Annotated in this window: 6 protein-coding genes; 3 read left to right on the top strand and 3 right to left on the bottom strand. The window is 72.7% G+C overall.

What is annotated here, in order from left to right:
- From ACTB72_RS19740 to ACTB72_RS19730, 3 genes are all read left to right on the top strand, one after another.
- On the top strand, positions 1-1,253 hold a 1,253-nt coding region (locus ACTB72_RS19740; RefSeq protein WP_463038731.1), incomplete at its 5' end, for an MmgE/PrpD family protein.
- A complete protein-coding gene (locus ACTB72_RS19735; RefSeq protein ID WP_463038730.1) occupies positions 1,250-2,641 on the top strand; it encodes a phenylacetate--CoA ligase family protein in 1,392 nt (463 codons plus the stop codon). The genes ACTB72_RS19740 and ACTB72_RS19735, both read left to right, overlap by 4 nt.
- Positions 2,641-3,945, top strand: a complete 1,305-nt coding sequence (locus tag ACTB72_RS19730; protein WP_463038729.1) for an amidase — start codon at positions 2,641-2,643, stop codon at positions 3,943-3,945. Before ACTB72_RS19735 ends, ACTB72_RS19730 begins: the two co-directional genes overlap by 1 nt.
- A 136-nt stretch (positions 3,946-4,081) precedes the next feature.
- Here the strand turns inward: ACTB72_RS19730 and ACTB72_RS19725 are convergent, their stop codons facing one another.
- Genes ACTB72_RS19725 through ACTB72_RS19715 form a run of 3 tightly spaced genes read right to left on the bottom strand, consistent with a single transcriptional unit; the run spans position 4,082 to position 6,680 of the window.
- Positions 4,082-4,876 carry an enoyl-CoA hydratase-related protein gene (locus ACTB72_RS19725; protein ID WP_463038728.1) on the bottom strand — a complete coding sequence of 265 codons (795 nt, stop codon included), beginning with the start codon at positions 4,874-4,876 and terminating at the stop codon, positions 4,082-4,084.
- A complete protein-coding gene (locus tag ACTB72_RS19720) occupies positions 4,873-6,165 on the bottom strand; it encodes a TRAP transporter large permease (protein ID WP_463038727.1) in 1,293 nt (430 codons plus the stop codon). Before ACTB72_RS19720 ends, ACTB72_RS19725 begins: the two co-directional genes overlap by 4 nt.
- The gene (locus tag ACTB72_RS19715; protein ID WP_463038726.1) at positions 6,162-6,680 is read right to left on the bottom strand and encodes a TRAP transporter small permease; all 519 of its coding nucleotides are present in this window, start codon (positions 6,678-6,680) and stop codon (positions 6,162-6,164) included. The genes ACTB72_RS19720 and ACTB72_RS19715 overlap by 4 nt, the downstream gene beginning before the upstream one ends.
- Between the last annotated feature and the right edge of the window lie 145 nt (positions 6,681-6,825).

Raw genomic sequence — 6,825 nt, 5'->3', positions numbered from 1 at the left:
TGGCGGCGGCGGCGCGCGCCACCGGGTCGGGGGCCTGCGCGGGCGTCGGCATGGGCGCCGCGGGCCTGTCGGCGGCGGCGGCGGCGCTGGTCAATGGCGGCCTCGGCAACGTGCTGGAAATGGACGACGTTCACCGCACCTCGATCCTGCATCCCGGGCCGGTGGCGATCCCCGCGGCGCTCGCCTCCGCCCAGGCGCGAGGGGCCGGCGCGGCCGATTTCCTCGACGCGCTGGTGCGCGGTTACGAGGCGATGATCCGCATCGGCGCCTCGGTCGGGCCGGGGCATTACCAGCGCTGGCACAACACCTCGACCTGCGGACCGTTCGGGGCGGCGGCGGCCTCGGGCTCGGTGCTGGGGCTGTCCGAGGACGCGATGGTCTGGGCGCTGGGCAATGCCGGCGCGCAGGCCGCGGGGCCGTGGCGCTGCCGGCATGAGCCGGTGATGACCAAGCAACTGCATACCGCCCGCGCCGCCATGTCCGGACTGCAGGCGGCGGAGCTCGCCGCCCTGGGGTTCACCGGGCCCGAGGCGATGCTCGAGGGCGTCCAGGGATTTTACGCGGCCTTCTGCCCGGATCCGGACCCTTCGGCGGTGACCGCCGACCTCGTCGGGCCCTGGAAGGTCTGGGACGTCAGCTTCAAGCCCTGGCCCGCCTGCCGCCACGCGCATCCGGCCATCGACGCGGCGCTGGCGCTGCGCGCCGACCCCGACCAGATCCGCGCGATCCGGATCGAGACCTATGCCGAGGCGATCGATTTCTGCGACCGCCCGGTCCCGACCACCTCCCACGAGGCCAAATTCTCCCTCCAGCACGCCGTCGCCGCCTGCCTCGCCGACGGGCCGCCGCCGCTGGGGGCGTTCGAGCCGGCGGCCATCGCCCGCCCCGACCTGACCCGGCTGCGCGCCCTGACCCGGCTGGCCGAAACCCCCGGCTTCACCGCGGCCTTCCCGGGCCGCTACGGGGCGGCGGTGGAGATCGACCTCGCCGACGGGACCACACTGCGCGCCGAAGCGCCCGACGCGCTCGGCGACCCCGAGAACCCGGTGGACGAGGCCCGCCTCGTCGCCAAGGCCCGCGCGCTCTGCGCCGCCGGGGGCCGCTCGCCGGAACAGGCCGACCGGCTGATCGCCGCGGCGCTCGCGCTGCCCGACGATCCCGGCCCCGCGCCGCTCGCCGCCTTCGCCTCGGCGCTCGCCGAGACCCCCGAAACCACCCCCCCCGAAACCACCCCCGAGGACATGCAACAGTGACCGCCTATCCCAGCTATTTCGACGCGCTCGACCCCGCCGCCCTGGCCCGCGACTACCCCGTCGACGTGCTGGGCGCCTATGCCGGCATGTCCCGCGACGAGCTGCGCGCCAGGCAGGACGCGCGCTTCCGGGCGATGATGGACTTCGCCTGGCGGGTGCCGTTCTACGCCCGCCACTGGGGGAAGGCGGGGGTGGAGCCGGGCGACATCCGGGGCCTCGACGACATCGCGAAACTCCCGACCTATTCGAAATCGGACCTGATGGCCTCGGTCGAGGCGTTTCCGCCCATCGGCGATTTCCATGGGCGCGACGTGCATGCCTCGGGCATCCGGCCGCCGATGATCATGCAGACCACGTCGGGCACCACCGGCAAGCCGCAGCCGCTGATCTACGGGGCGCGCAGCCGCGAGGTGCAGAACATGCTGCTCGCCCGCGTCTACCGCCTGCAGGGCATGACCCCCGACGACGTGATCCACTGCGTCTACGGGTTCGGCATGGTCAATGGCGGGCATTATGTGCGCGAGGCGATCGCCCACTGGATCGGGGCGCCGATCCTGACGGCGGGCACCGGGGCGGACATGCGCTCGGCCCAGCAGGTGCGGGTGATGCGGGACTTCGAGGCCTCGGTGATCGTGGGTTTTGGCGACTACGTGAAGCGGTTGGCCGAAGTGGCGCGCGAGGAAGGGCTGATCCCGGGCGAGGACATCAAGATCCGAATGATCTCGGGCCATATCGGGGCGGACAGCGCCGAGTCGATGTCGCAGGCCTGGGGCGGCGCGCAGGTCTATGACTGGTATGGGGTCGGCGATACCGGCGTCATCGCAGGCCAGGGGCCGGATCGCGAGGGCATGCATGTGCTCGAAGACGCCCAGTTCCTCGAGATCCTGGATGTGGAGGACGGCGCTCCGGTCGCGCCGGGCGGCATTGGCGACATGGTCTGCACCTGCCTCTTCAAGGACGACCTCTACCCGATCATCCGCTTCAACACCCATGACGTGACCGAGCAGCTGTCGGGCGCCAACCCGCTGGACCTGCCGTTCCAGCGCATCCGCGGCTTCATGGGCCGGTCGGACAACATGGTGAAGCTGCGGGGCATCAACATCTATCCGCAGGGGATCGGCGCGCTCCTGTCCGCGCATTTCCCGCAGATGGCCGCGGAATACATCTGCCGGGTCGAGAAGCATGACGGCCGCGACGAGATGACGGTGGTGGCCGAGGTCTCGGACCGTCCCGAAGGGCTGCGCGAGGCGATGGAGGCTGCGCTGAAGACCCGGCTCGGCGTGCAGATCTCGGTGGAGCTCGCGGCGCCGGGGGAGACCGCGCCGCTGACCCAGATCGAGGCCCGCCAGAAGCCGCTCCGCCTGATCGACGCGCGGAAGGCGTCCTGATGGGCGGCCCGGTCGAGGCCCGGACCCGCGACGCGCTCGCCCGGATCGAGGCGAGCGGGGCGGCGGGGGAGGCGATCTTCCTTTCCGTCGACGCCGAGGGCGCCTTGCAGGCGGCGGCGGAGGCGGACGGGCGCGCGGGCCTCGGCCGGTCCCGCGGACCGCTGGATGGGGCGCTCGCGGCGGTGAAGGACAACCTCGCCATGAAGGGCCGGCCGTGGACCGCGGGGATCGCGGGCTGGCGGGACCGGGTGGCGGCGCGGGACGCCGCCGCGGTCGCCCGGCTGCGGGAGGCCGGCGCGGTGATCCTCGGCGGGGTCAACCTGCATGAGGGGGCGCTGGGGGCGACGACGGACAACGAGGCCTTCGGGCGTTGCGCCAATCCGCTGGGGGCGGGACTTTCGCCCGGCGGCTCCTCCGGCGGGTCGGGGGCTGCGGTGGCGGCGGGGCTGGTCGATGTGGCGTTGGGGACCGACACGATGGGGTCGGTCCGAATCCCCGCGGCCTATTGCGGGGTATGCGGGGCGAAGCCCACGGCGGGGCTGATCGGGCGGTCGGGGCTGGCGTATCTGGCGCCGACGCTCGACACCGTCGGGCCGCTGACCCGGCGCGCTTCGGGGCTGTGGCCGGCGCTGGCGGCGCTGGCCGGGGTCGATCCGGACGATCCGGATGCGCGGCCCGCGCGGCGGGGCTGGTCGGCGCGGCCCGACATTTCGCTGCGCGGCGTCCGGATCGGCGTGCCGGCGCAGATCGAGGCGGTGGACTGCGAGCCGGCGGTGCGCGACGGTTTCGCCCGGGCGTGCGCAGCGGCGACCGCGTTGGGCGCGCGGGTGGTGGAGATCGACCTGGTCGGCTGGGATCCGGGCCGGGCCCGGCGCGGCGGGCTGCTGATTTCGGAGGCCGAGGGCGCGGTCGAAATGGCCGAGCTGATCGACCGCCCGGGCGCGATCACCGACGGGCTCGCCGCGCTGCTGGATTATGGGCGCAACGCCGGCGCGCTGCGCATGGTCGACGCCTACGCCCGCATCCGCGCGGCGGCGGCGGCCTGTCATCGGGCCCTGGGCGAATGCGACGCGCTCATGATGCCCACCGCCCCGCAGCGGGCCTTCCCGCATGGGACGCCGGCCCCCGCCAACCAGGCCGACTTCACCGCGCTGGCCAATTTCGCCGGCGCGCCGGCGGTGGCGATCCCGGTTCCGTTGGCCGGAGAGGCGATCCCGGCCTCGGTGCAGCTGCTCGGCGCGCCGTGGTCCGAGGCGCGGCTGACCGCCTGGGCCGAGGCGTTGGATGAGGCGTTGAACTCGTAGGGCGGGTGCAAACCCGCCGTTACCGTCGGTTGAGGTCGGGAGATGGCGGGTTGGCGCCCGCCCTACGGGCCGAACCCGCCGCGCCCCGGTTCAACCGGCGCGGATGGCGGGTTCGCACCCGCCCTACGCATAGACTTCAGCCGAAATCGGGGGCCCGCTTCTCCAGAAACGCCCGATAGCCTTCCTGAAAATCGGCGGAGGCGAAGGCGGCGTCGAAGAGCGCGCGCAGCTCGGGCGTCTCCGTCTCCGCCCCGTCGCGCACCGCCTGCACCATGCGCTTGGAGGTGGCCAGCGACACGGGGGAGAGGGCGGCGAGGGCGTCGGCATAGGCCAGCGCTTCGGCGGCGAGCGTCTCGGCGGGGAACACCCGGTCGATCAGGCCGATGCGCAGCGCCTCCTCGGCGCCCAGAAGCCGGCCGGAGAACAGGATGTCCTTGGCGCGGGCGGGACCGACCAGCTGCGCCAGCTGCTTCACGTCGCCGAAGGAATAGGCGGCGCCGAGCTTCGCGGGCGGGATGCCGAACCGCGCGCCCGTCGCCGCGAAGCGCAGGTCGCAGGACAGCGCCAGCCCGCAGCCGCCGCCCACGCAGGCCCCGAAGGCCACCGCGATCACCGGCTTCGGCAGCCGGGCGATGGCGTCCTGCCCGGCGCGCACGGCCGTGTTGTAGGCGCGCGCAGTCTCGGCGGTCTCGTAGACCTGCGGGAACTCGGCGATGTCGGCGCCGCCGGAGAACGCCCGCTCCCCCGCCCCCCGAACCAGCACCGCCCGCACCCGGCCGTCGCCCGCCAGCGCCGCCGCGATGTCGGGCAGCGCGCGCCACATGGCGAGGTTGAAGGCGTTGCGCTGCGCCTCCCGGTTCAGCGTCAGGGTCGCGACGCGACCCTCGACGGCGAGAGAGAGGGCGCCCTCGGCGTAAGAGGTCGAGCTCATTTCAGGTTCTCCGGCAGCCAGGTGGCGATCCCCGGGAAGGCGACCAGCAGGAACACCAGCCCCACCATCAGCAGGCAGAACGGCGCCGCCGCCCAGGCGATGCGGCCCAAAGGCATGCCGGTCAGCCCCCGGATCACGAACAGGTTGAAGCCGATCGGCGGGGTGATCTGGGCCATCTCCACCGTCACGATCAGGAAGATGCCGAACCAGATCGGGTCGAAGCCCGCGGCCAGCACCAGGGGAAGGGTGACGGGCAGGGTCATCACGATGGTCGAAAGCCCGTCGAGGAAGCAGCCGAGCGCCAGATAGAACACCATCAGGATCAGGATCAGCGCGGTGGGCGACAGGTCCAGCGACTGGATGGCCGCGGCCACGTCGGTCGGGATCGCGAGCCGCGCCATGGCCTTCGAGAGGAAGAGGGCGCCGGCGAGGATCAGCCCGATCATCGAGCAGGTCTTCACCGTGCTCCCCAGCGCCCTGGACATCATGCGGAAGGTCAGCTGCCCCTCGGTCGCGGCCAGGATCAGCCCGCCGAGCACGCCGACCGCCGCGGCCTCGGTCACCGAGGCGAAGCCCGCATACATCGAGCCGAGCACGAACAGGATCAGGATCGACACCGGGGCGAGTTTCAGCAACGCCCGGCCCTTGGCCCGCCAGCTCGCCCGCGGCTCCGGCGCCGGCTGCGTGCCCGGACGCAGCAGCGACACCGCCCCGATCCAGGACATGAAGAGGCCCGCGAGGATCAGCCCCGGGATCACGCCGGCGATGAACAGGTCGAGGATCGAGACCTCGGCCAGCACTCCGTAGACGATCAGCGGGATCGAGGGCGGGATCAGCAGGCCCATGGTGCCGGCGCCGGCGAGCGCGCCGGCCGACAGCATGCGGTCATAGCCCCGCGCCTCCAGCTCCTTCAACGTGATGCGCCCCACCGTGGCGGTGGTGGCGGCCGAGGACCCGGAGACGGCGGCGAAGATCGTGCAGCCCAGCACGGTGATATGCACCAGCCGCCCCGGCAGGCGGCGCACGAAAGGCGCCAGACCGGCGAAGAGGTTTTCGGAAAGGCGGGTGTGGAACAGGATCTCGCCCATCAGGATGAAGAGCGGCAGCGTCACCAGCTCCAGCGCCGTGGAGGAGGACCAGAGGTCGCCGGCGAGGAACCGGTCGACCTTCATGTTTTTGAACGCTTCCAGCGACAGGATGCCGACGGAGAGCAGGGAGAACCCGACCCAGACCCCGCCGCCCAGCGTCAGCAGCAGAAGGCCCGCCATGAAACCCAGAGGCGCGGTCATACGTGCTTCTCCTCAGCGCCGGCGCGCTCGGGCGCCTGGCCCATCGCGAGGCGGATCAGTCGGGCCGCGAGGCCGAGCGACAGGATCGCCAGCCCCGCCGCCAGCACGCCCTGCGGGTAGACCAGCGGCGTGCGGGTGGGGAAGGAGCTGGTCGACCCGATCTCGGCCGAACGGATGGCGTAGTTGACGACGGACATCGCGGCGAAGCCGGAGACGCCGAGCGCGAAGGTCGTGCCCAGCATGTCGGCGGCGCGATGGGCGCCGGCGGGCAGCAGGTTGGTCAGCACCTGCACCCGCACATGGCCCGCATCGCGCAGCGTCCAGCCGGACCCGCAGAACAGCGTCGCGGCCAGCAGGTAGCCGGAATATTCCACCCCCCAGGGCTGCGACCAGGCGAAGAACGAAGTGGCGACCACCTCGACGATCAGCATCGCCGCGAGCGCCGCCGCGGACAAGGCCGCCACGATCGCCCCTGCGGCGCAGAGCGTGTCGATGACTTTCAGCAGAAATCTCATATGCGCCTCCCTGTCAGGTCCGGCATGGGTGGGGGCTCGGTCGGCGATGCCGGCGCGGCAGGCTTCGGGGCCGGGCCGGCCTCGGGCACGCGGGCGGCGAAGGGCCGGCCCCGTTCTGCATCGCGGTCCCGGCCGGGCGCGCGGG

This window comes from Albimonas sp. (genome assembly GCF_055129145.1).
Note: the sequence above shows the minus strand (reverse complement) of the source record. Positions and strands in the feature narration are given on the sequence as shown.

Bases quoted from the DNA above. Each gene is read 5' to 3' on its own strand.
- ACTB72_RS19730 (WP_463038729.1), top strand. From the start codon at position 2,641: ATGGGCGGCCCGGTCGAGGCCCGGACCCGCGACGCGCTCGCCCGGATC.
- ACTB72_RS19725 (WP_463038728.1), bottom strand. From the start codon at position 4,876: ATGAGCTCGACCTCTTACGCCGAGGGCGCCCTCTCTCTCGCCGTCGAG.
- ACTB72_RS19720 (WP_463038727.1), bottom strand. From the start codon at position 6,165: ATGACCGCGCCTCTGGGTTTCATGGCGGGCCTTCTGCTGCTGACGCTG.
- ACTB72_RS19715 (WP_463038726.1), bottom strand. From the start codon at position 6,680: ATGAGATTTCTGCTGAAAGTCATCGACACGCTCTGCGCCGCAGGGGCG.